The sequence below is a fragment of the Bacillus cereus group sp. RP32 genome (genome assembly GCF_040459735.1).
In the GTDB taxonomy this organism is placed as follows: domain Bacteria; phylum Bacillota; class Bacilli; order Bacillales; family Bacillaceae_G; genus Bacillus_A; species Bacillus_A wiedmannii.
In genome coordinates this window covers 1,588,625-1,607,221 of the sequence record NZ_JARVHO010000001.1, presented here as the reverse complement: position 1 = coordinate 1,607,221, position 18,597 = coordinate 1,588,625, and the positions used below count along the sequence as shown (strand labels likewise).

Sequence of the window (18,597 nt, the reverse complement as noted above, 5' to 3'; positions counted from 1 at the left end):
AAACTGGAGACATTACTGAATATGAAAGGAGGGAAAAACTATGAAGAAAAAATTCTCATCTATTTTAAGTGCTCTATTACTAACTATTATGGTTTTTGGTACCAATGTTCATGCTGAATACGATGGAAATAATATGGATAGAGTTAATAATAATAATATTACAACTCGAGTTAATGACAATGACATGAATAGAGTTAATAATGATACTAGAACTCGAAATGTGAATACAACAAATGATTTGAACAATGATCGTGATGATAATAATAATTGGGCGTGGCTTGGTTTATTAGGACTAGCAGGTTTATTTGGTCTTAGAAGAAAAGAAAAAGAACCAGAAAGACGTTAATATAGAACATTGTATTTAAAAGATACTTACTTATCAAAAGAATGCAAAATGAATAAACTATGAATCGCCTTTAATGAGGCGATTTTTTATTTTTTCAAAATCAATAACAACTACATAAAAACGGATACTATTAATTGGAAACAATGAATTTCTTAACTTGATGATAATGAATCTTTACGTCCATTTGATAAATCATGCTTTTGTTTTATGCCGTTGCTTCACTTACCCATATCTTATATTGTGTGTAACTGACACCTTTGCTGAATCCCTTGCTATCATTGATTTGGTTTCACTTTCTCTTTTGAGTTACACAGTACGAAATTTATGAGTAACTGTATAGATTTAAAAAGAAAAAGCAACGCTTAGATTTTAAACCTAGTCATTGCTTTATCCATTGCATCTTGGTTTACACCTATATAGCGTAGTGTGACCTTCTCTGACGAGTGATTGAATATCTCCATGAGTAATGCTATGTTTTTCGTTTGCATGTACATATGGTAACCGTACGTCTTTCTCAGCGTATGTGTTCCTATTTCATCTAATCCGAACTCCGCCGCCGCTCCACTTAATATCTTATATGCCATGCTACGACCAATTGGACGATTCCTACCTTGTCTACTTTGTAATAAATACTCATTGTCTTCTCTTTCTTCAATAAACCATTTCAGTTCTCTTTTCAATGCTGCTGTAATTTGTATTCTTTTTTGCTTCCCTGTTTTCTTTTCTCTCATAGATATATGACTACCTTTGACATCTCCTACCTTCAATTTCAAAATGTCCGAGATTCTCAGGCCTGTATTGATTCCCATAATGAAGAGAATGTAATTACGTAAACTCTTTTCTTTAAAATACTCTTTTAGCTGCTGTATTTCTTCTGGATTACGTATTGGCTGAACAAAATTCATTATTCATTACCTCCAGTCTCTTCTGTCTCGTAAACTTCTAATCCAAGCGCAAAAGCAAGCTTATAAAATGCTTTAGACTTCCAACGTCGATAAGTACGCTCTGACATCCCTATTTCGTTGTAAACCATGTAATCACATACGTCCTCTTCTTCTAAATAACGTTTATAAATAATATCTCTTTGAATGCTTCCTGCACGTCCGTTCCCTAATCGATTTAGAAACTGATCAATACGTACTGACATTCTTTCAAGCCACTCTTCTCGTTTACTTTGTTGAATATTTGCCATAGCAACATCTTCTAATGGTTTTCCAACTGTATGTGTAGGACCATGCTCACGTACTTCATAAGAAGGAGTGACTTTCATTTCTTTACGCATCATCCCAAATTGTCTATGTATACGTACGCTTTCCAACACACCTTCTAATTCCTCTTGTGTTGCTGTTCTATCAATTTTTGGTAAGAAAGATAATTGTTTAGTCATGTAAGACCACTCCTTTTTATTTTTAAATTACTTTTGTCTTAATGCTCCGCGTCTTCGTTCATAACAAGGTCTATGCATCCTCATTAAATCCTCGATTTCACGAGTACTTAATTTCTCTTTTGATTTTTTCTTATTTTTCTTCTTTCCTTGCTTGGATTTCTTTTTCCATTCCCGTAATTGATCTCTTAGCGCTTTCATTCTCCCCATCTCCCTTTTCAAAATAAAAAGGACACCATCCTTAAAGCAGCTTTAATTGCTGCTCTAAAAATTGGTGTCCTCTAGTTTTCTAGCCGGACTATATACTGTTTTTATTACCTTTAAAATATCCCCCTGCAATTTATATCTATGATTTGATGATTCTTTCTCAGCAGCTTTTATAACTTTTGTAGGACGAACAATCGTCTTTTTCTTCACATAAGATTTAGTGTTAACCTCTGTTTCATTCATTCATTGATTTATCATTTAGGAAGGTATGCCATAATCTTTTCAAAAACCGCAACATAATCTGAGAAAAACGTCATCAAAAATCCTTTAATTAATGCTTCTTTTTCTTTCTCAATTTTTTCTTGAATCATTTCTTGTAGATTCGCTTCCAATCTATCTTTATTAAATGTAAACTGTACCTGCACATCAGGAAGTTTTAATTTCGTAATACTTTGCTGCACTTCAGTTGTTAATACAGCAATAGCATTTTCACCTGGATCCTTATCTTTATTCTCTAAAAGCATAAAATATACGTACACATCCACTTTTATTTCTGTGGTTAATAAATCCAACTTCACATCTGATACTGCTCCTAATTGAATTGGTTCAGCAAGTGGCTGAACTTTGTTATTTAAATATTCCTCACTTAATTCTTCCGCTTTGCTTAGCAGTTTTCTTTTTAATGCATCAATATTAGCTAATTCAATTAAATTCTGTATTTCATCCTGTAACTGTCTTACAAATTGTTGACCTGTTTCAGTAAACTGCTCTATATCCCCCACAACTGAATTTAGAGTCTGTTGAATTTGATTTTTCACAACAGCTTCCGCTTGTTTTTTTAGTTCTTCCGCTGCTTTTTGTGCTGCCTCTATGGCTAAACGTTCTGCTTCCTCCTTAGCTGCTTGTATCGCTTCCGCCGCTTTTCTTGCTGCTTCTTCAGCTTTCCTTGCCTGTTCAGCTAATGCTTCGGCTTGCTTCTTCGCTTCTTCTTCAGCCTGTTTAGCCAATTCCTCTGCTGCTACTTTTGCTTCTGCTGCTGCCCTCTCTGCCGCTCTAGCTGCCTCTTCTCTAACTGCTCTTTCAGCCGCTGCCGCTGCTTCTGCTACCCGGTCTACCGCTGTCGATGCCGCTCTAGTTACATTTCTCATAGATAGTGCCATAAAATCCCCCTTCCTTTTTAATATAAGCTAAGCTCTTACTTTTCCTTGACACAAATTGTCTAATATATTATTAGACGATTTAATTTTTTTATCCGGAATATTCGATCTAACAATTTAATACCAAGAATTTATGAGAATGATTAATATTTTTAAATCAAAAGGATTATTTTGTTAAGTTCCAATATGCAATATTGCATATTCAGTACTTTCAATTTTCATACATGCAATAATTTATTTATAAAAATACAAAGTATTGGTAAGGGTGATTTATATGAACAAGTTCAGAAAGAAGATAATTAAATCTTTACAAACATTTTGGGGATGCTTAGCATTCGGTGTATTTATGTTTGCTGTCTTCTTAATTATGGATCTAACAGATACACCTTTAAATAAATTAGGCTGGAGAGATTGGCTAGGTTCTGCAGCCGGCGCAGCTATTTTATCTGTTGGGATGTTTACTTTAAATAAATTGGATTTAAAATAAATATTCGGTCAATACTGTATGTAGGCTGTATGCCAACACTCATTTAAAGTAGCCTTCTCTGTATCTCCTTGTATTAGGCAGTTAGCTTTTGCTAGCTGCTCTTTATTTGTACAAGGTACTCAATTAACTGGCGCACATATAATATTCTGAGTTCCTTTCTTTATAAAATAGTCGTTATAAAATGGGTCTCGTCACGAGGGCACTTTACTAAGTGCCCTTTTTATATTCCAACTTAATACAAAATGAAATTTTTATTAGAAATTTGCACAACAATGAATAACTCACATATATTATCCTGTGTACAACACTACTCTCTCAGAACTAACTTACTAAGAGCACTACTTAAAAGTGCTCTTTTTAGTTATGTCTGAATAAATCTCCAATTTCTGTACATACTTTGAATATGCCAGTCTGTAACAATTGATTTTCCTCCAAAACGAGGCAGTTAGCTTTTGCTGGCTGTTCTTTTGTTTAAAATTAAAATAGCGTTTTTGTTTAGTTTTTATTTTTTAACCGTTCTTTCGCCATATTAACTACCCACTCTAAATCCTTTTCGTTTAGATTCTTACAATGAACGTTATCTCTATAGTTATCTGTTATTTGCCCGCTACGCATATCAAGTGACAACCATATTGCAGCAATTTCTAATCCCATTTCATAGTAGTTCAAGATTCTTCACCTCTAACCAATTAACGATTTTGTCTAAACCCATTCACTAATCTCATACTTTGGCATACAATAATATTGCCTTTCTATATAATGTGAGCTCGTCACTTTCGTTATAATGAGACATAAGGAGCGCTCTCGATCAGCGCTCTTTAGTTTTCATGTAAAAATTCTGGTTAAACGATTCACATTCTTAGAAAAAGGTACATATATTATCATGTACTCTTTTACAATAAGAGTCTTGGTCTTAAGAGCACTTTTAAAAGTGCTCTTTTAAGTTATTTAGATGTATCACGTTTTACATACAATAAACATAGAATGCAATGAGCACGCAAGACATAGTTTCTATATAATCGTGTACATTTTTTGTACGCGATTTTTTTATTAAATAAGGATTTTGTTAAAGAACTGCATAAAATTCAATATCCTGCTAATCATAATCACAATACAATCTGCTTCTTACCCAGGTTGTATCGAATGGAGCAGTTAATGCAAATGACTGCTCTATTTTAATTTTCATTACATAAACTTGATATTTTTATCCATACTATACAAAACTCACGAAATATTTATACTCCTTAAATTCGTGGATGTAATGTTCTTATAGCAGTTAGCCTATGCTAGCTGCTCTTTTGTATTTAGTTAAAAATAAGTTTTAGGTCTTATTTCTTTTCTACATCATATACTTTTAACCTAAACATCCAGCTCAAAGTGTTACCTCCTATCTTAAAGAGCACTTATGCATGGTGCTCTTTTTTATTTTCTTTCATTTCCGAATAACATTTTCAACCCTGTTCATACTATTTTTGTAACTTAAAGTTACAAACTATTTCTGTAAGCGCAGCGTTTCTTTTGTACAACAAGCAGTTAGTTTTGGTCAGAGAGCACTGTCAAAAGTGCTCTTTTAATGTATTGCAATGTATCACGTTTTACATACAATAAACATAGAATGCAATGAGCACGCAAGACATAGTTTCTATATAATCGTGTACATTTTTTGTACACGATTTTTTTATTAAATAAGAATTTTGTTTAAAATTCATCAACCTTATTGATTCCTTTGCATACATTATTATCACAAGGAATTTCACAGGTTTCTCTGGTCCAGTTTCCTTGAATTCCTTGCACACCTCATTGAAATAACCTACTTTAAATAGTGGGTTATTTTATTTTTGGTCATAAAAAACTTTTGTTTAACTTTCATTCATTTTTTTGCTTATTTTGAATACATTACTATTAAGCCAAGAAATACACAGGTTTCTCTGGACCGGTTTCCTTGTATTCCTTGAACTCCTTGTACACAGAACCTGTTAGTACTAACAGGTTCTTTAATTTTTTCATCACACAATAACTATTTTGTTTAAATTTTCATTATAAAAATCATTTTTAGGCAACACGAGCATATATTTTTATAGGGTGTTGTTGTTAGCGTCATGGGGGTGCTTTGGTCAAGCACTCCTATTTTTTCATTTACAAAATAATATTTTCATTAAAAAATCATTCATATTTCACTTTACGAATAATCTTTTTTATATCGTACATACTATCTGCAAGCCGATTTCCCACGGCTGTACTCTTTCAAAACGGAGCTCTCTCCTCCGTACCACTTGAGAACAGGTGGGTAACTTAATTAGTTGCCTGCCGTTTTTTACGTATAATCGTAAAACTTCTTGTCCATACTTTTTAGAGAAAACATCTTATGCCATTTGGAGCGACCTCCAGCACATGATATTTGTACGACCGTTCCTATAAAAGGAGCGGTCTTATTTTATCTTTGCTTGCCCCTTTTCTATTCAAATAACGCTTTTGTTTAGTTTTTACGCACCTTATCCGCAATCATCATTACGAAATTGGCAACATCTGAGCATTCTTTAATAATTTTCTCCTTGTTGTCACCTAAATCTCTATGAGCATCCAATTCACGCGATAACTCCACGCACTCTTTTATTGCTCTATTGAGAAGCCAATAGCAATCACAATCTTGCCAACCGCCTTTATGGTCATTCTCCTGCAACTTGCTTTCCATCTGTTCAGCAAACCATTTAACTTCAGTTCTCATATTATTCGTATCATGTAATAGGTTCATGGTTTCAAGGTGTTCACATTCACTCTTTTCTAATGCTCTTGCGACCTTATCATGACTTTGTTTCCAATCATCTATTTCTAAATTTGAATTCCGAACTTGTTCAATTAACCAATCATAATCAAACTTCGTCATACAAATTGCATGATCTGCTATGTTTGTGACATTTTCTTTCACTTCCTGTAATCGTTTGTTCATATCCCATTCCCCCATTTCTTAATAAAATTCAAATTTGATTATAATAACTGTGTTTTTCGTTCTTCCATACGAATTACTTTCCCACTTTGATATACAAATGATTGTTCACCAAATCCACCTTGAGGTGGTTCTATTAGCTGAACCTGACCATTTTTAACAATATATATTCCGTTTGTTTTCAAATCTATTTCAGCTGTCATTTCAACAAGATTTTCTTTTCTAATTCCCACCAAGATCACTCCCATATGTTATAATTACTTTGTCGAAGTAAGTTGAGAGTGATCTCAACTTTTTTTATTTGTCTATAGATATCGCACAACATTTTCTGGAACAAATGATTGTTCAAGTGACAAATGGAGCCGTATTGGAATCGGCTTTTTTTCATCCCTTGCTTGCTTACACATTTTTTCAGCCTCTTCCCATACACATTGTTTATCCTCCGCTCTTTTGTAACGCCAAATCCCTATTACGTAATCTTCAAACAACTCATAGCGCTCATCAGGCGCTGTTGTCGGTTTTAATTCATCAATTGCTTTGGCTTGACGTGGTATTTGCACAACCACATCTGCATACCGTAATCTTGAATTCAAACGGTGAATATGAGCTTTCTTAGGATTAAATGATAAAACTGGTTCCACGTCAAAAATTGTTAATTGCTTTGGCATTGTTTTTCCCCTCCAATACCTGCAAACTTGCTATTAGAATCCCTTCAAGCTGCATTAACGTTAATTGATCTAATGTTTGTCCGTTAATTTCAGCTAATCCTAAGCCCAATAATTTACGAATGATTATTAGTTTTCTACGTTCTACTTCCTGATGTAACAACATGATTAAGCCTCCTGTTGATGGATAAACTTTCTCTCTAAATTTACAAACTTACTAAATTCTTTAATAAATGCTAGTTCAACAACACCAACTGGACCGTTCCTCTGTTTCGCTAAAATAATTTCCGTTATGTTTTTATTTTCCGTTTCACGATCATAGTAATCTTCACGGTATAAGAATGCTATTAAATCCGCATCTTGCTCAATTTGACCATTCTCACGTAAATCTGATAGCAATGGTCTCTTATCTTGCCTACTTTCTACTGCACGACTTAACTGTGATAATGCAACTACACATACATTTAATTCTCTTGCCATCAGTTTTAACTTACGACTAATCTCACCTATTTCTTGCATGCGGTTCCCTCTATGCTTTGGATCTCCCACAATAAGCTGCAAATAATCAATTGCGATTAACACCTTTTTATCAGGGTACTTACGCTTTAATTTCCTAGCCTTTGCATAAATCTCTTGCATCGTTACATTTGCTTTATCGTAAATTTCTAATGGCAAATCATTAATTAATCCCATCGCTTGACTAATCTTTTCCCAATCCTTTAAATTACATAGTTTTTTAGGATTCTTTAATTTCGTAGCATCTATATTTCCAGTACTCGAAATCATACGTTTAAGTAGCTGTTCTTCCCCCATCTCGAGCGAGAAGATTCCTGTTGCTGTATGAGCACTTGCTGCATGAAAAGCGACGTTTAATACAAATGCTGTTTTCCCCATCGAAGGACGAGCACCAATTATGATTAAATCACCTTCTTGTAATCCTGCTGTCATTCTGTTTAAATCGTCATAACCAGTTGGTATCCCAGTTAAATCACCTACATCAACTTGCATATTCTTATACAAATCAACAAGTGTTTCTTTCAAGTTAAATTCATCTGAATAACCTGTTTCCTCAATGGCGCTTAACTCATCAATCGAAGTACTAATAGCGCTCATATCTCTTTCTTGCTGAAGACGATTATATAAATTACCAGCAACCTCTTGAGCATGTCTCATTTTCCAAGATTCAATAATTAACCCTTCGTGATACGAGAAATTTTTAGTAGTTGGAACAACTTCAGTTAAGTTTACAAAGAACGCAATACCACCAATTTGATTCATAAAACTGTCTTCAAATTTCCCCATGAGAGCAACAAGATCTATCGGAACCTCGGCATCCTCTAATTCTCTCATCGTCTTAAAAATCACTTGGTGCGTAGGTGAAGAAAACTGTTTTACCTTTAGCTGACAATCTTTAATTAAATCACCTTCTTGGATAATGCTACCTAAAACACTTTGTTCAGCTTCTACGTTACGAATCATATCGTTGCTCATTTGGCCAACCATGCATTCTGTTGATTAAGTACTGCAAGTTCTTCTTCTGTTGGAATGTTCTGCTCCCACGCTTGTTGCTGCTGTAATACGTTTTGAGTAGATGCTGATAAACCTTTATTTTGATAAGGTGCTTGAGTTTGCTGCTGTCCCTTTGCTAATCGTTGATCACGAAATGCTTTATCAGCTGTTTCAACGTCCGTTATTGTTTTCAATCCCTTAAGATGCCAATCTCTTAAAATCGTATTTACGTAGTTCATGTTTCTTGTATTTTTCTCTAAAGCGATTTCCATAGCTTTTACAACAAGCTCTGCATTTAAATCATCTATCCATGCATGAATACCGTCTGCAATAAAAGGTGTAATCAGTCCGAAGTTTTGCTCGTAAAAAGAAATTGGATTAACCTCAACAACTTCTTCCGCGCTTGCGCGTTCTTCTTGTTGTTGTTCTTTTTCTTTTTCTTTTTCTTTTTCTTCTTCCTTGCTAGGGTCTTGGAAGCCCCTTATAAGCCCCTCCAAACGGATTGATAAATACTCCTTAATACGAGGGATTTTGAAATCTTGTTCACGTTCTAATTGCAAACAGGTTTCATAGAAATCAACTAAAAAATCCTGGTCCTTCACAGATTGAATCTCTTTTAAGACACACTTTTCAATGTTTACATTTTTAATTGGATTGAATTTCAACCAGTTGATTAAGAACAACTCTTTTGTTTTTTGGTTGTAATTAATTTTTCCATACTCAACAAAACGTTCTAATAGCTTCATAACAGTTTCACGGTTATATCCTGTATCCGTTTCAATGATGCGAAGTGGAAGCTCATAGATTCCTGATTGAGATGTCTTACTATTTGTCATCAAATATAAGTAGAAATACTTCTCCTCCGGTGTAAGATCTAAAACAAATGAATCCTGCCAAAATGAAACGTGTACTGGTCTATAAACTGCCATATTATTCATCCTCCCGTTTACATATCGCGAATCCGTCCTCTACACGTAATAAGCGATAATTCTTGTATCCTATTTTGAGATATTGTTTTACTAAGTAAATTAGGTGTTGCTCTGATGTTGCTTGTTGTAATACATTAGGGTTCAACAACACTCTATGTAACGATTTGTCTAAAAGCATGTAGCACACTCCGTTGTTATACGAATGCTAATTTGATATAATTAATCCTAAGATCTTTTGCAAGACCGTTTGTCTATCACTCTGCCAAGTGATAGATCTTTTTATTTTCTACGTGTTACCAGCGAAGCGTTAACTCCTCTTGCTCTTAAATCTTTAATCACTACACGATAACTCATCGATGCCTCATGTTCCTCTTTTGTATCACGAAGCATTTTAAATTCCCTCATACATCGCTTCAGCTCTTCTTCCCAGTGATTTGATTCTTCGATTGATTCTGCATTAAACATGTAATAAATACATTCACTCATACAGTTACGAAGTTTATTCGCAAATGAAAAATCTCCAAGAAGAACTAGATCATGAAGACGATTGTTTTTATCGTTCATGAATTACATCTCCTTTCTAATTAAATTGATGCTGTACGCATCGTTACAACCAGAAAGGAACATTGTAGAGGTATGGGAGGAACAATCCCTTTCTGGTCATAACGACAAGCACAGTGGCTTGTCCGAATGATTTATATAATGTTATAATTGCTTTACGATATTTTTCAGAGCTACTGTTGTCTAGGCGGTAGCTTTTTTATTTACCCATTTATGTTTCAAAATAAATGATGCTTCAATAATTTTGATTCGAATCCCCAACAATTTCTTCTCTTGCTTTAACTCAACTGTTTTTAAATCCTCATTAAGTAATTCTGCTATTTTTATTTCACCAGTTAATTTTGCGTCATATCGAATTAATTCCTTATATTCTTTTAAACTAGGTTTCTTATAATCTACTGTCATTTTTCTTCCTCCTTTACAGCATCTTTGTTAAAGTCATTAAGCTATCCACCGATTGAATAATAACGTTCTCCGCCATAGCCTTTTGCAACCAACTTCTTTGTATTTGTTCCATAATGCCAAAATGAACTTGTTCAAGGGCTTGTACTACACATTGAGTAGCTTGGATTGTATCGAAGATTTCTTTTGCATGAACCGCGTATTCATGTTTCCTTTTTTCATCATGCTTCCATGACCTTGTTGTAACTTGTAAGTTCATGATTTCCTTTGCTGCCGCAATTCCCTCTTCAGCTTGCTTAATGTAGTTCATCAATTGTAGATTTACATCTTGAGTTAAGCGTTGATCTGTAGGCGGTAACCCAACACCATAAATATGTTTAATTGCTTGTTGATTTAACTTTGCTCCTGTTGCATGGCACCAATCCATCGCAAGTTCAAATTCTGGTTTAGAAAGTCCAGATTCAATACGGGTTAATCGTTCATGTGTAATACCAAGGTACTTAGATAGCCCTTTCTTCGTTTTCAGCTGAACATTGTCACAACATTCTCTAGCATTCTGTAATAATTCTCCTATTGCTGAATTGCAGTATATGCTTGTTCCCATATCTGTTCGCCTCCATATTTAGTTTTCAAATGGTTACAATGAACTTAGTACATATGTAACTTGTCTACTTTTCGTATAAAAAGAGAGGAACTATTCCTCAACATTTTCTTTTACTTGTATTTCTTTGATGATGGCCCAACCAGCCTTATAATATGCTTGACGGATTTTATCAATATCCTTTTGTGATTTTGGCTCAGGAGCCACAACATGGACTTTCGTTTTTCCAAATTCATAAGTCGCCGCATATTCTTCTTGTTGGCTCATGGTGTCACCTCTTGAAGTGCTTTTTATATGTTTATGCGACAGTTCTGTTGGTACTGCCATGTTAGTTGATGGCATTTTCTCACCTACTTTCTAACCAAAAGTATAAGATTCTTGTACATTTGTACATCAAATTAAATCCTTTACATCACTACTAAGAATAGCGGCTAGTCTAATAGCCTTTTCAAGATTTGGATTACTATAACCATTTTCCCAATTACTTATTGTAGATTTTGTAACTTGCATTCTTTTTGCAAGATTTTGTTGCGTTAACTTACTTTTTTTCCTAGCTCTAATTAATTTGATATTTTTGTTCACTGTCTCGCTCCTTGTATAAGTATTTTGTACTTTCATTATAAGTATAAGATTCTTGTACGTCAACATAAATGTACAATTATCTTGTACAAAGTTTTACAATCTATCTATATAAGGTACAATATCTTTGTACTTTTTATTAACAGGAGGTGCTAAAAATGTTGAGACAAAGGCTAAAAGAGATGCGTAAAACGCGTAAACTCACTCAGCAAGAATTAGCCGATAAAGTAAATACCACTAAAGGCACCATTAGTAACTATGAGAATGGTCATAGCACTCCCTCAAACGAAATGCTAAAAGATTTAGCGAATGTTTTAGGAGTAACAACAGATTATTTATTAGGAAGAGAAGATGAATCAAGAGTATCTAATGCGCTTCCTGATTTAAACAAAAAAGATACTCGTGATATCGCTCGTGACTTAGAAAAGACTTTAAAAGACTTAGAAAATAGCGAAGATGCTTTAATGTTTGATGGAGAACCCATAGACGAACACACAAAAGAAATGATTCGTATTTCTCTAGAAAACTCTATGCGCATGGCAAAACAATTAGCAAAACAAAAATTCACTCCAAACAAGTATAAAAAAGATTGAACGGAGCGAGAAATGGAAATTAAAGAATACGTACTCAAAATCGTTAAAAAACACAGCACAGCAAACCCTTTTGAAATTGCTAAACGAAAAAATATTTTAGTGTTGTTTGAAGACCTTGGGAATACTCTTGGTTTTTACAACACTTATAAACGCTTTAAATTCATTCATATTAATAATAGGATTGATGAAACTACACAACGCTTTGTGTGTGCCCATGAACTAGGACATGCCCTATTACATCCCAAAGCTAATACTCCATTTTTACGAAATAAAACCTTGTTTTCTATAGATCGATTAGAGATTGAAGCAAATACATTTGCAGTTGAGCTCTTATTACCTGATGAAATGATTTCTGAATATCAAGATACAAATCTATCAATTCAAGAAGTAGCTGAAATCTATGGAATTCCTAAAAATTTTGCTCGTTTAAAAACCTATTAATATGAATTTAAAATACAATTTTATATGTTAGGAGTTACATCTATGAAAATATTTTTCTCCCTTTTATTAGTATTGGCCACTTTAACTACTACTGTTTTATTAATTACTTCTCTTATACTTCTATTTAAAAAGAGCTCAAAAACGAAAAAGTTTTTAAAGTTCACTGGTATGGCTTTTGTTTTAACTATCATTTCATTTGTAGGAATTAATATGAGTATGACTCCTGAAGAAAAGCAAGAAATTCAAGATAAGCAAAAAGCTGATGCAAAGTTAAGAAATGAAGAAGCACAAAAAGCTAAAGAACAAAAAGATGCTGAAGAGAAGCAAAAAGACGAAGAAAAACAAAAGACTAAAGAGCAAAAAAATGCTGAGGATAAGCTGAAAGCTGAAGAAAAACAAAAGACTAAAGAGCAAAAAGATGCTGAGGATAAGCTAAAAGCAGAAGAGAAACAAAAGGCTAAAGAGCAAAAAGATGCTGAGAATAAACAAAAAGCTGAAGAAAAAAAATTAGCTGAGGAACAAAAAAAGGCTGAAGAAAAGCAAAAAGAGTTCGTATCTTACGCTAAAAACATCAGAGGTGGCAATTTTATTAAAGATATGAAACTTAGCAATAATGAGGCTGAAATTACATTCCATGATTCATTTGCATCATATAAATCAGCTAACCCTACTAGCTCTAATACAGAAGATCAATATAAACAATATTTTTCAACTGGAGATGCTATTGAAAAAATGTTTGTAAGCGAACCTGCTAGATTGCTAAGACAATTTCCGGATTTAAACACGATAAAAATGAATCTTCCATTCGATGGGAAAACATATAGCACTAGCTTGGATAGAAATTCTTTAAATTCATATCTTGGATTTAAGATTGAAGATTTAAAAGTTGAAGACAAGTCTTGGGTCAAAAAGTTTAACGATCGATACGTGTATGATAAAACAAAACGTAAGGCATTCTTTAAGAAATTTGTTACAGTTCAATAAAATATCATTTTTATAGTAAACAGAGGAGAGGAACTAAACATGGGAGAATTACAAACTCTTCTTAAGGAATTACCGTTTCCGTATATCTTGATGATAAGTACCGTAATTATCATCGCACTTAAAGGTTTTAGCTTGTTATTAAGTTCAAATGTAGAAAAGATATTTTTCTCTATGGAAAAGAATATCCTTATCCGTTTTGCTCACATAGTAATTATGTCGATGGTACTATCTATTTTATTTACGCCAATTGTTTGTTCTAATTTACTGGGGCCTGAGAAAGTTAATTTAACAAGTTTAATAGCTTCTTATTTAGCATGCTTCACTTTCTTATTTATCAGTAGTTTCCTCACATACCGTTTAATTATTCCAGATTATCTTGGGAATTATGCTCACTTTATTATGCATGAGAATCATGGAAAATTATATATTATCAAAAGTATGAATAAAACAGAAATACTATTATATAGTCATCCACGACTCACTGAAGGATCTAATAATCCTAAAGATGATTTTTCTGTAGTCCTACTAAAAGAGGATATAAAAAAAAGGGTCATATATCGTGAGAACTATAAGGCGACTTCAAAATCATTTAAAAGACTTTTGAAACCGATTATGTTTTTTAAGAATAGATAATTAATTTCTAATGCAAGTTAGCTTATTCAGAGAAATATCAAGGAAAGAAGTGACTAATAGTGAGTAATAACGATGTTAAATTAAATTCAAAAGAAAAATTACATCTCGGTATAGAAGCGTGCTTACAACTAATCCCCACTGTTGGTGGGGCTATTTCAACATCTTTCTATGGTTATCAAAAAGAAAAACAACTTAAACGACTCGAATCCTTTTATAATGAGCTATTAGTGGAAATAGGTGCTCTAAAAGTTACCATGCAAAATTCATCGGCAACTCCAGATATGGATGAACTCCTCAGTATCATTGAAGATTTAAATGAAAAAGTTGAACGTGAGCATATTGAAGAAAAACGGAACTATTTTAAAACTTATTTTATAAATAATATCCTACATCCAAAACGAGTTGACTATGATAATAAAAAGTTCTTTTTAGATACTTTAGCAAAGATGACTTTAATAGAATGTAACAGCATGTTGCATCTCTATAATGAATTTGGGAGAGTGACTATGGACTCTGTTATGTCTGGTGCATCAAGCAAGTTTCAAGAACGCGGCGCCATGCACCGTTTACAATCTTATGGATTCATTGAAATGGAAGAACGATTTAAACCAGGGTTCACTGGAGATATGACTCATGATACCTACATTTCAATTACTGACTATGGGATCAAGTTTGTACAATTTTGCTTAAAGAAAGATTGACTACTTCTTATCAAATCGTAAATATGCAACAGTCATTGTGCAAAGAATTATAAGTAAGCATAACCACCAATATTTAACTAACAATTGTCCTTGAGTTAAATTAATATAATCGTTTAAAAATTGATTAATTTGATAAAACTCCTTTTTTCATTTTATCAAATGAAGGAGAAAATACATAACTTCATAAATATGTATTCATATAAAGTCCCTTTTTGGGGCTTTATATTTTATTAATTACATTTACTTCTTTAATATTTTAACCTTATATATAATAACTACTAATAAGGAGGTCAAATTATGAAAACCGCAATCTACCTAAGAAAATCCCGTGCCGATCTCGAAGCCGAAGCACGCGGCGAAGGAGAAACATTAGCAAAGCATCGCTCTACCCTGCTGAAAATTGCCAAGGAAATGAACTTAAATATTTTATCTGTCCATGAGGAAATTGTTTCTGGTGAGAGCTTAGTAAAACGGCCTGAAATGTTAGCGCTGCTTGAAGAAATTGAAGATAACAAATATGATGTTGTTCTTTGTATGGATATGGACCGCTTAGGTCGTGGTGGTATGAAAGAGCAAGGAATCATTTTAGAGACGTTTAAACGCTCGAATACAAAGATTATGACACCTAGGAAGACTTATGACCTTAATGATGAGTGGGATGAAGAATACAGCGAATTTGAAGCGTTTATGGCTCGTAAGGAGTTAAAGATTATTACACGTCGTATGCAACGTGGCCGTGTCGCTAGTGTAGAGGCTGGCAATTACCTTGGTACACATGCACCATTCGGTTATGATATCCATCGTTTAAATAAGCGAGAACGTACTTTAACAATTAATTCAGAAGAAGCCTCTGTCGTTAGAATGATATTTGATTGGTATGCAAATGAGGATATGGGAGCAAATGCAATTAGGAGCAAGTTAAATGATCTTGGCTACAAAAGTAAGTTAGGAAACGAATGGAATCCTTATAGCATCTTAGATATATTAAAGAACAATGTGTACATCGGAAAAGTAACGTGGCAAAAACGAAAAGAAGTAAAACGTCCTGACGCCGTAAAACGTAGCTGTGCAAGACAAGATAAATCCGATTGGATTATTGCTGATGGAAAACATAAGCCTATCATACCCGAAAGCTTATTTGAACAAGTGCAAGAAAAATTAAACTCAAGATATCACGTTCCTTACAATACGAACGGAATAAAGAATCCATTGGCTGGTATTATTAAATGTAGTAAATGCGGTTATAGTATGGTCCAACGTTATCCGAAGAACCGAAAAGAAACGATGGATTGTAAGCATCGCGGTTGCGAAAACAAATCAAGCTATACGGAATTAATTGAGAAGCGTTTACTCGAGGCATTAAAAGAGTGGTATATCAATTATAAAGCTGATTTTGAAAAACATAAGCAAAATGACAAATTAAAAGAGACACAAGTTATTCAAATGAATGAAGCTGCATTACGCAAGCTTGATAAAGAATTGGTGGATGTCCAAAAACAAAAAAATAATTTACATGATTTATTAGAACGTGGTGTTTACACAGTCGATATGTTTTTAGAACGTTCGAATATAATTTCTGATCGCATTACTGAAATTACTTCCACGATGGAAAACTTAAAGAAAGAAATTAAAACAGAAATTAAGAAGGAAAAAGTGAAGAAAGATACAATACCTCAAGTAGAGCATGTTCTAGATCTATACTTTAAAACAGATGATCCCAAAAAGAAAAACAGCCTCCTAAAGTCGGTTTTAGAAAAGGCTGTTTATAAAAAGGAAAAGTGGCAAAGGCTCGATGACTTCGAACTTGTTCTTTACCCTAAGCTCCCTCAAGATGGCGACATATAAGCGTTTATGCTTTGTCGTCACCTTATTGGTGTAATTAGATTTACTCCATTCAGCCCTAAAGCATCATTCGTCGAAACAGCCAATACGACAGGCTTGCCATTTCTTAACGTCGCTTTCGCTGCCATTAGTACTGGAGAGTCTGTCATTGCATTTGCAAATTTACTCATAGAATTTCCTGTTAGTGGTGCAATTACCATACAATCTAGTGGAATTTTAGGTCCTAGTGGTTCTGCGCCAACGATTGAATTAATTGCTTTAAATCCTGTTACTTCTTCAATCTTTTTAATCCACTCTGCTCCTTCTCCAAATCTCGTGTTTGTTGATTGAACAGTGTAAGAAACAACGGGGCGTACTTCTGCTCCCTCAGCAATTAATTTTTCTAAATGAGGCATTACTTCTTCATACGTACAATGTGAACCAGTAAAACCAAACCCTATTCTTTTCCCTTTTAAATTCATTCCCCATTCTCCTTTCTTGCTATTACGTCTTCTACTAGTAACTGAGAAAGAACGTTCGCTAAAATTTGTCCTGCTGTTTTTGGAGCAACAATACCTGGTAATCCAGGTGCTAACAGCGCTTTGACTCCTCTTTTTTCCGCATATCTAAAGTCGGTACCGCCTGGTTTAGAAGCTAAATCAATTACTAACGTATGAGCCGGCATTTTCGAAATAACATTCGCTGTCACGACGAGATGCGGAATTGTATTAATGACAATATCGATATTTCCTACTTCTTTCTCAATATTTTGCATATGAAAAGGAGAAAACATCATTTCTGTAATACGTGCAATATGTTCCGATCGTCTTGCTCCAACTTTGACATGGGCTCCTAATGATTGAAATGCTCTGGCAACACTCATCCCTGTTCTACCAAATCCTAAAACCATTACATTGGAACCATGAATTGTATAGTCGGTATGTTGAATTACCATCATTAATGTACCTTCTACAGTTGGTATAGAATTGTAGATTGCCACATCATCACGATCAAATAATTTAACAAGTTTGCGGTTTGTAGTAGATACGAGATTTTCCAAGTAAGGCGTACCAATACCTGAATATATAGTAAAGTGTTCTGGTGTATTTTCAATTTGTTCTTTCGTTATAGAAACTTTTTCGTTTGAAAAAATAGTATCTACTTCTCCCTTGGCATTTGTACCTGCAACTGGCAAAATAATTGCATCTACAGAAGTGAAATCTAAATTTTGTATACTTTCTTTTGCTGCCCCTGTGAAGCCATGATCTAACTGATCAAACCCTATCAATGAAAGTTTCGCATCCAATTCAACTAGCTTGCGAATTACTTCTAGCTGTCTTGCATCTCCTCCTATGACAGCAATATGCATCTCAGTCAACATTCCCTAATTCACCTTCTTTTTCTGTCATTTATAAGAAAAGTGCCTACTTTTTCTTTTTCCTCCACATCATATGTAATGTACGAGTTTTAGGTGATTGAAAAACAAAAGCACGTATGATTTATCCCGCTATTTGTATGCAGTTAGACCTCCATCTCAACATTCGACATATGAGAGGACATTATACGGGAAATTGATTTCCGGTAAACGCTCGATTCATGTGAGCTTTTACTCAGAGGAGAATGAACAAAAAAAGATGACCAAAATGGCCACCT

Annotated in this window: 26 protein-coding genes and 1 pseudogene; 8 read left to right on the top strand and 19 right to left on the bottom strand. The window is 34.0% G+C overall.

All coding sequences use genetic code 11. From position 1 onward, the window contains the following. Window positions 1-40: 40 nt before the first annotated feature. Window positions 41-346 (top strand): WGxxGxxG family protein, encoded by a 306-nt coding sequence (locus QCI46_RS08480; protein ID WP_106383370.1) that lies wholly within the window; start codon window positions 41-43, stop codon window positions 344-346. 362 nt (window positions 347-708) lie between these two features. On the opposite strand, the gene QCI46_RS08475 is transcribed toward QCI46_RS08480, so the two are convergent. The 4 genes from QCI46_RS08475 to QCI46_RS08460 all read right to left on the bottom strand — a co-directional run bounded on the left by QCI46_RS08475 (window position 709) and on the right by QCI46_RS08460 (window position 3,097). Next, on the bottom strand, window positions 709-1,251 hold the full coding sequence (locus tag QCI46_RS08475; protein ID WP_050842997.1) for a site-specific integrase: 543 nt from the start codon (window positions 1,249-1,251) through the stop codon (window positions 709-711). Further along, a complete protein-coding gene (locus QCI46_RS08470) occupies window positions 1,251-1,733 on the bottom strand; it encodes an ArpU family phage packaging/lysis transcriptional regulator (protein WP_000166190.1) in 483 nt (160 codons plus the stop codon). Before QCI46_RS08470 ends, QCI46_RS08475 begins: the two co-directional genes overlap by 1 nt. Window positions 1,734-1,760: 27 nt before the next feature. Continuing rightward, the gene (locus tag QCI46_RS08465) at window positions 1,761-1,931 is read right to left on the bottom strand and encodes a hypothetical protein (protein ID WP_353839933.1); all 171 of its coding nucleotides are present in this window, start codon (window positions 1,929-1,931) and stop codon (window positions 1,761-1,763) included. Window positions 1,932-2,191: 260 nt separating this feature from the next. Beyond that, window positions 2,192-3,097, bottom strand: a complete 906-nt coding sequence (locus QCI46_RS08460) for a hypothetical protein (protein WP_353839932.1) — start codon at window positions 3,095-3,097, stop codon at window positions 2,192-2,194. A gap of 271 nt (window positions 3,098-3,368) precedes the next feature. On the opposite strand from QCI46_RS08460, the gene QCI46_RS08455 reads away from it, so the two are divergent. Next, window positions 3,369-3,581, top strand: a complete 213-nt coding sequence (locus QCI46_RS08455; RefSeq protein ID WP_353839931.1) for a hypothetical protein — start codon at window positions 3,369-3,371, stop codon at window positions 3,579-3,581. A 495-nt stretch (window positions 3,582-4,076) separates the two neighbouring features. Here QCI46_RS08455 and QCI46_RS08450 read toward each other — a convergent pair whose 3' ends face one another. From QCI46_RS08450 to QCI46_RS08390, 13 genes are all read right to left on the bottom strand, one after another. After that, the gene (locus QCI46_RS08450; RefSeq protein ID WP_353839930.1) at window positions 4,077-4,250 is read right to left on the bottom strand and encodes a hypothetical protein; all 174 of its coding nucleotides are present in this window, start codon (window positions 4,248-4,250) and stop codon (window positions 4,077-4,079) included. Between the two features lie 1,807 nt (window positions 4,251-6,057). Next, on the bottom strand, window positions 6,058-6,528 hold the full coding sequence (locus tag QCI46_RS08445) for a hypothetical protein (RefSeq protein ID WP_353839929.1): 471 nt from the start codon (window positions 6,526-6,528) through the stop codon (window positions 6,058-6,060). A 38-nt stretch (window positions 6,529-6,566) separates the two neighbouring features. Continuing rightward, on the bottom strand, window positions 6,567-6,758 hold the full coding sequence (locus QCI46_RS08440; protein WP_016077319.1) for a DUF3954 domain-containing protein: 192 nt from the start codon (window positions 6,756-6,758) through the stop codon (window positions 6,567-6,569). 72 nt (window positions 6,759-6,830) lie between these two features. Further along, entirely contained in the window at window positions 6,831-7,193 is a 363-nt protein-coding gene (locus tag QCI46_RS08435) for a cell division protein SepF (protein ID WP_353839928.1), read from the bottom strand. Further along, window positions 7,168-7,356 carry a hypothetical protein gene (locus QCI46_RS08430; protein ID WP_353839927.1) on the bottom strand — a complete coding sequence of 63 codons (189 nt, stop codon included), beginning with the start codon at window positions 7,354-7,356 and terminating at the stop codon, window positions 7,168-7,170. The genes QCI46_RS08435 and QCI46_RS08430 overlap by 26 nt, the downstream gene beginning before the upstream one ends. A gap of 2 nt (window positions 7,357-7,358) precedes the next feature. Beyond that, window positions 7,359-8,681 carry a replicative DNA helicase gene (dnaB, locus tag QCI46_RS08425; protein ID WP_353839926.1) on the bottom strand — a complete coding sequence of 441 codons (1,323 nt, stop codon included), beginning with the start codon at window positions 8,679-8,681 and terminating at the stop codon, window positions 7,359-7,361. Then, window positions 8,678-9,628 carry a DnaD domain-containing protein gene (locus tag QCI46_RS08420; protein WP_353839925.1) on the bottom strand — a complete coding sequence of 317 codons (951 nt, stop codon included), beginning with the start codon at window positions 9,626-9,628 and terminating at the stop codon, window positions 8,678-8,680. The genes dnaB and QCI46_RS08420 overlap by 4 nt, the downstream gene beginning before the upstream one ends. Window position 9,629: 1 nt before the next feature. Beyond that, window positions 9,630-9,806, bottom strand: coding sequence for a hypothetical protein (locus tag QCI46_RS08415; protein ID WP_179863101.1), 177 nt, complete (start codon window positions 9,804-9,806; stop codon window positions 9,630-9,632). A 101-nt stretch (window positions 9,807-9,907) separates the two neighbouring features. Then, window positions 9,908-10,192 carry a hypothetical protein gene (locus tag QCI46_RS08410; RefSeq protein ID WP_353839924.1) on the bottom strand — a complete coding sequence of 95 codons (285 nt, stop codon included), beginning with the start codon at window positions 10,190-10,192 and terminating at the stop codon, window positions 9,908-9,910. Window positions 10,193-10,372: 180 nt separating this feature from the next. Further along, window positions 10,373-10,594: an RNA polymerase subunit sigma gene (locus QCI46_RS08405; protein ID WP_098300026.1), complete on the bottom strand. Its 222-nt coding sequence runs from the start codon at window positions 10,592-10,594 to the stop codon at window positions 10,373-10,375. Window positions 10,595-10,607: 13 nt separating this feature from the next. Further along, on the bottom strand, window positions 10,608-11,195 hold the full coding sequence (locus tag QCI46_RS08400; protein ID WP_353839923.1) for a sporulation sigma factor-processing peptidase: 588 nt from the start codon (window positions 11,193-11,195) through the stop codon (window positions 10,608-10,610). Between the two features lie 90 nt (window positions 11,196-11,285). Then, a complete protein-coding gene (locus QCI46_RS08395; RefSeq protein WP_086407609.1) occupies window positions 11,286-11,534 on the bottom strand; it encodes a hypothetical protein in 249 nt (82 codons plus the stop codon). Window positions 11,535-11,585: 51 nt separating this feature from the next. Then, window positions 11,586-11,774: a helix-turn-helix transcriptional regulator gene (locus QCI46_RS08390; protein WP_353839922.1), complete on the bottom strand. Its 189-nt coding sequence runs from the start codon at window positions 11,772-11,774 to the stop codon at window positions 11,586-11,588. Window positions 11,775-11,929: 155 nt separating this feature from the next. Between QCI46_RS08390 and QCI46_RS08385 the strand changes: the two genes are divergently transcribed. The 6 genes from QCI46_RS08385 (at window position 11,930) to QCI46_RS08360 (ending at window position 16,968) form a co-directional block, all read left to right on the top strand. Continuing rightward, window positions 11,930-12,364 carry a helix-turn-helix domain-containing protein gene (locus tag QCI46_RS08385; protein WP_098296982.1) on the top strand — a complete coding sequence of 145 codons (435 nt, stop codon included), beginning with the start codon at window positions 11,930-11,932 and terminating at the stop codon, window positions 12,362-12,364. Window positions 12,365-12,376: 12 nt separating this feature from the next. Continuing rightward, window positions 12,377-12,805: an ImmA/IrrE family metallo-endopeptidase gene (locus QCI46_RS08380; RefSeq protein ID WP_353839921.1), complete on the top strand. Its 429-nt coding sequence runs from the start codon at window positions 12,377-12,379 to the stop codon at window positions 12,803-12,805. A 42-nt stretch (window positions 12,806-12,847) separates the two neighbouring features. After that, a complete protein-coding gene (locus QCI46_RS08375) occupies window positions 12,848-13,789 on the top strand; it encodes a hypothetical protein (protein WP_353839920.1) in 942 nt (313 codons plus the stop codon). Between the two features lie 39 nt (window positions 13,790-13,828). Beyond that, window positions 13,829-14,422, top strand: coding sequence for a hypothetical protein (locus QCI46_RS08370; RefSeq protein ID WP_353839919.1), 594 nt, complete (start codon window positions 13,829-13,831; stop codon window positions 14,420-14,422). 59 nt (window positions 14,423-14,481) lie between these two features. Continuing rightward, window positions 14,482-15,123 carry a hypothetical protein gene (locus QCI46_RS08365; protein ID WP_353839918.1) on the top strand — a complete coding sequence of 214 codons (642 nt, stop codon included), beginning with the start codon at window positions 14,482-14,484 and terminating at the stop codon, window positions 15,121-15,123. 297 nt (window positions 15,124-15,420) lie between these two features. Further along, complete coding sequence (locus QCI46_RS08360) at window positions 15,421-16,968, top strand: recombinase family protein (protein ID WP_353839917.1); 1,548 nt, start codon at window positions 15,421-15,423, stop codon at window positions 16,966-16,968. Between the two features lie 32 nt (window positions 16,969-17,000). Here the strand turns inward: QCI46_RS08360 and dpaB are convergent. After that, window positions 17,001-17,426, bottom strand: a pseudogene (gene dpaB, locus QCI46_RS08355) (dipicolinate synthase subunit B); the annotation flags it as partial. Further along, on the bottom strand, window positions 17,423-18,325 hold the full coding sequence (gene dpaA, locus QCI46_RS08350) for a dipicolinic acid synthetase subunit A (protein ID WP_353839916.1): 903 nt from the start codon (window positions 18,323-18,325) through the stop codon (window positions 17,423-17,425). The pseudogene dpaB and the gene dpaA, both read right to left, overlap by 4 nt. Between the last annotated feature and the right edge of the window lie 272 nt (window positions 18,326-18,597).

What these genes read in the sequence shown, in the direction of transcription:
- QCI46_RS08395 (WP_086407609.1), bottom strand. Translation starts at nt 11,534, where the DNA reads ATGCCATCAACTAACATGGCAGTACCAACAGAACTGTCGCATAAACAT.
- QCI46_RS08470 (WP_000166190.1), bottom strand. Translation starts at nt 1,733, where the DNA reads ATGACTAAACAATTATCTTTCTTACCAAAAATTGATAGAACAGCAACA.
- QCI46_RS08370 (WP_353839919.1), top strand. Translation starts at nt 13,829, where the DNA reads ATGGGAGAATTACAAACTCTTCTTAAGGAATTACCGTTTCCGTATATC.
- dnaB (WP_353839926.1), bottom strand. Translation starts at nt 8,681, where the DNA reads ATGAGCAACGATATGATTCGTAACGTAGAAGCTGAACAAAGTGTTTTA.
- QCI46_RS08460 (WP_353839932.1), bottom strand. Translation starts at nt 3,097, where the DNA reads ATGGCACTATCTATGAGAAATGTAACTAGAGCGGCATCGACAGCGGTA.
- QCI46_RS08380 (WP_353839921.1), top strand. Translation starts at nt 12,377, where the DNA reads ATGGAAATTAAAGAATACGTACTCAAAATCGTTAAAAAACACAGCACA.
- QCI46_RS08445 (WP_353839929.1), bottom strand. Translation starts at nt 6,528, where the DNA reads ATGAACAAACGATTACAGGAAGTGAAAGAAAATGTCACAAACATAGCA.
- QCI46_RS08385 (WP_098296982.1), top strand. Translation starts at nt 11,930, where the DNA reads ATGTTGAGACAAAGGCTAAAAGAGATGCGTAAAACGCGTAAACTCACT.
- QCI46_RS08400 (WP_353839923.1), bottom strand. Translation starts at nt 11,195, where the DNA reads ATGGGAACAAGCATATACTGCAATTCAGCAATAGGAGAATTATTACAG.
- QCI46_RS08410 (WP_353839924.1), bottom strand. Translation starts at nt 10,192, where the DNA reads ATGAACGATAAAAACAATCGTCTTCATGATCTAGTTCTTCTTGGAGAT.
- dpaA (WP_353839916.1), bottom strand. Translation starts at nt 18,325, where the DNA reads ATGTTGACTGAGATGCATATTGCTGTCATAGGAGGAGATGCAAGACAG.
- QCI46_RS08420 (WP_353839925.1), bottom strand. Translation starts at nt 9,628, where the DNA reads ATGGCAGTTTATAGACCAGTACACGTTTCATTTTGGCAGGATTCATTT.
- QCI46_RS08360 (WP_353839917.1), top strand. Translation starts at nt 15,421, where the DNA reads ATGAAAACCGCAATCTACCTAAGAAAATCCCGTGCCGATCTCGAAGCC.
- QCI46_RS08475 (WP_050842997.1), bottom strand. Translation starts at nt 1,251, where the DNA reads ATGAATTTTGTTCAGCCAATACGTAATCCAGAAGAAATACAGCAGCTA.
- QCI46_RS08465 (WP_353839933.1), bottom strand. Translation starts at nt 1,931, where the DNA reads ATGAAAGCGCTAAGAGATCAATTACGGGAATGGAAAAAGAAATCCAAG.
- QCI46_RS08430 (WP_353839927.1), bottom strand. Translation starts at nt 7,356, where the DNA reads ATGTTGTTACATCAGGAAGTAGAACGTAGAAAACTAATAATCATTCGT.
- QCI46_RS08480 (WP_106383370.1), top strand. Translation starts at nt 41, where the DNA reads ATGAAGAAAAAATTCTCATCTATTTTAAGTGCTCTATTACTAACTATT.
- QCI46_RS08415 (WP_179863101.1), bottom strand. Translation starts at nt 9,806, where the DNA reads ATGCTTTTAGACAAATCGTTACATAGAGTGTTGTTGAACCCTAATGTA.
- QCI46_RS08375 (WP_353839920.1), top strand. Translation starts at nt 12,848, where the DNA reads ATGAAAATATTTTTCTCCCTTTTATTAGTATTGGCCACTTTAACTACT.
- QCI46_RS08405 (WP_098300026.1), bottom strand. Translation starts at nt 10,594, where the DNA reads ATGACAGTAGATTATAAGAAACCTAGTTTAAAAGAATATAAGGAATTA.
- QCI46_RS08435 (WP_353839928.1), bottom strand. Translation starts at nt 7,193, where the DNA reads ATGCCAAAGCAATTAACAATTTTTGACGTGGAACCAGTTTTATCATTT.
- QCI46_RS08455 (WP_353839931.1), top strand. Translation starts at nt 3,369, where the DNA reads ATGAACAAGTTCAGAAAGAAGATAATTAAATCTTTACAAACATTTTGG.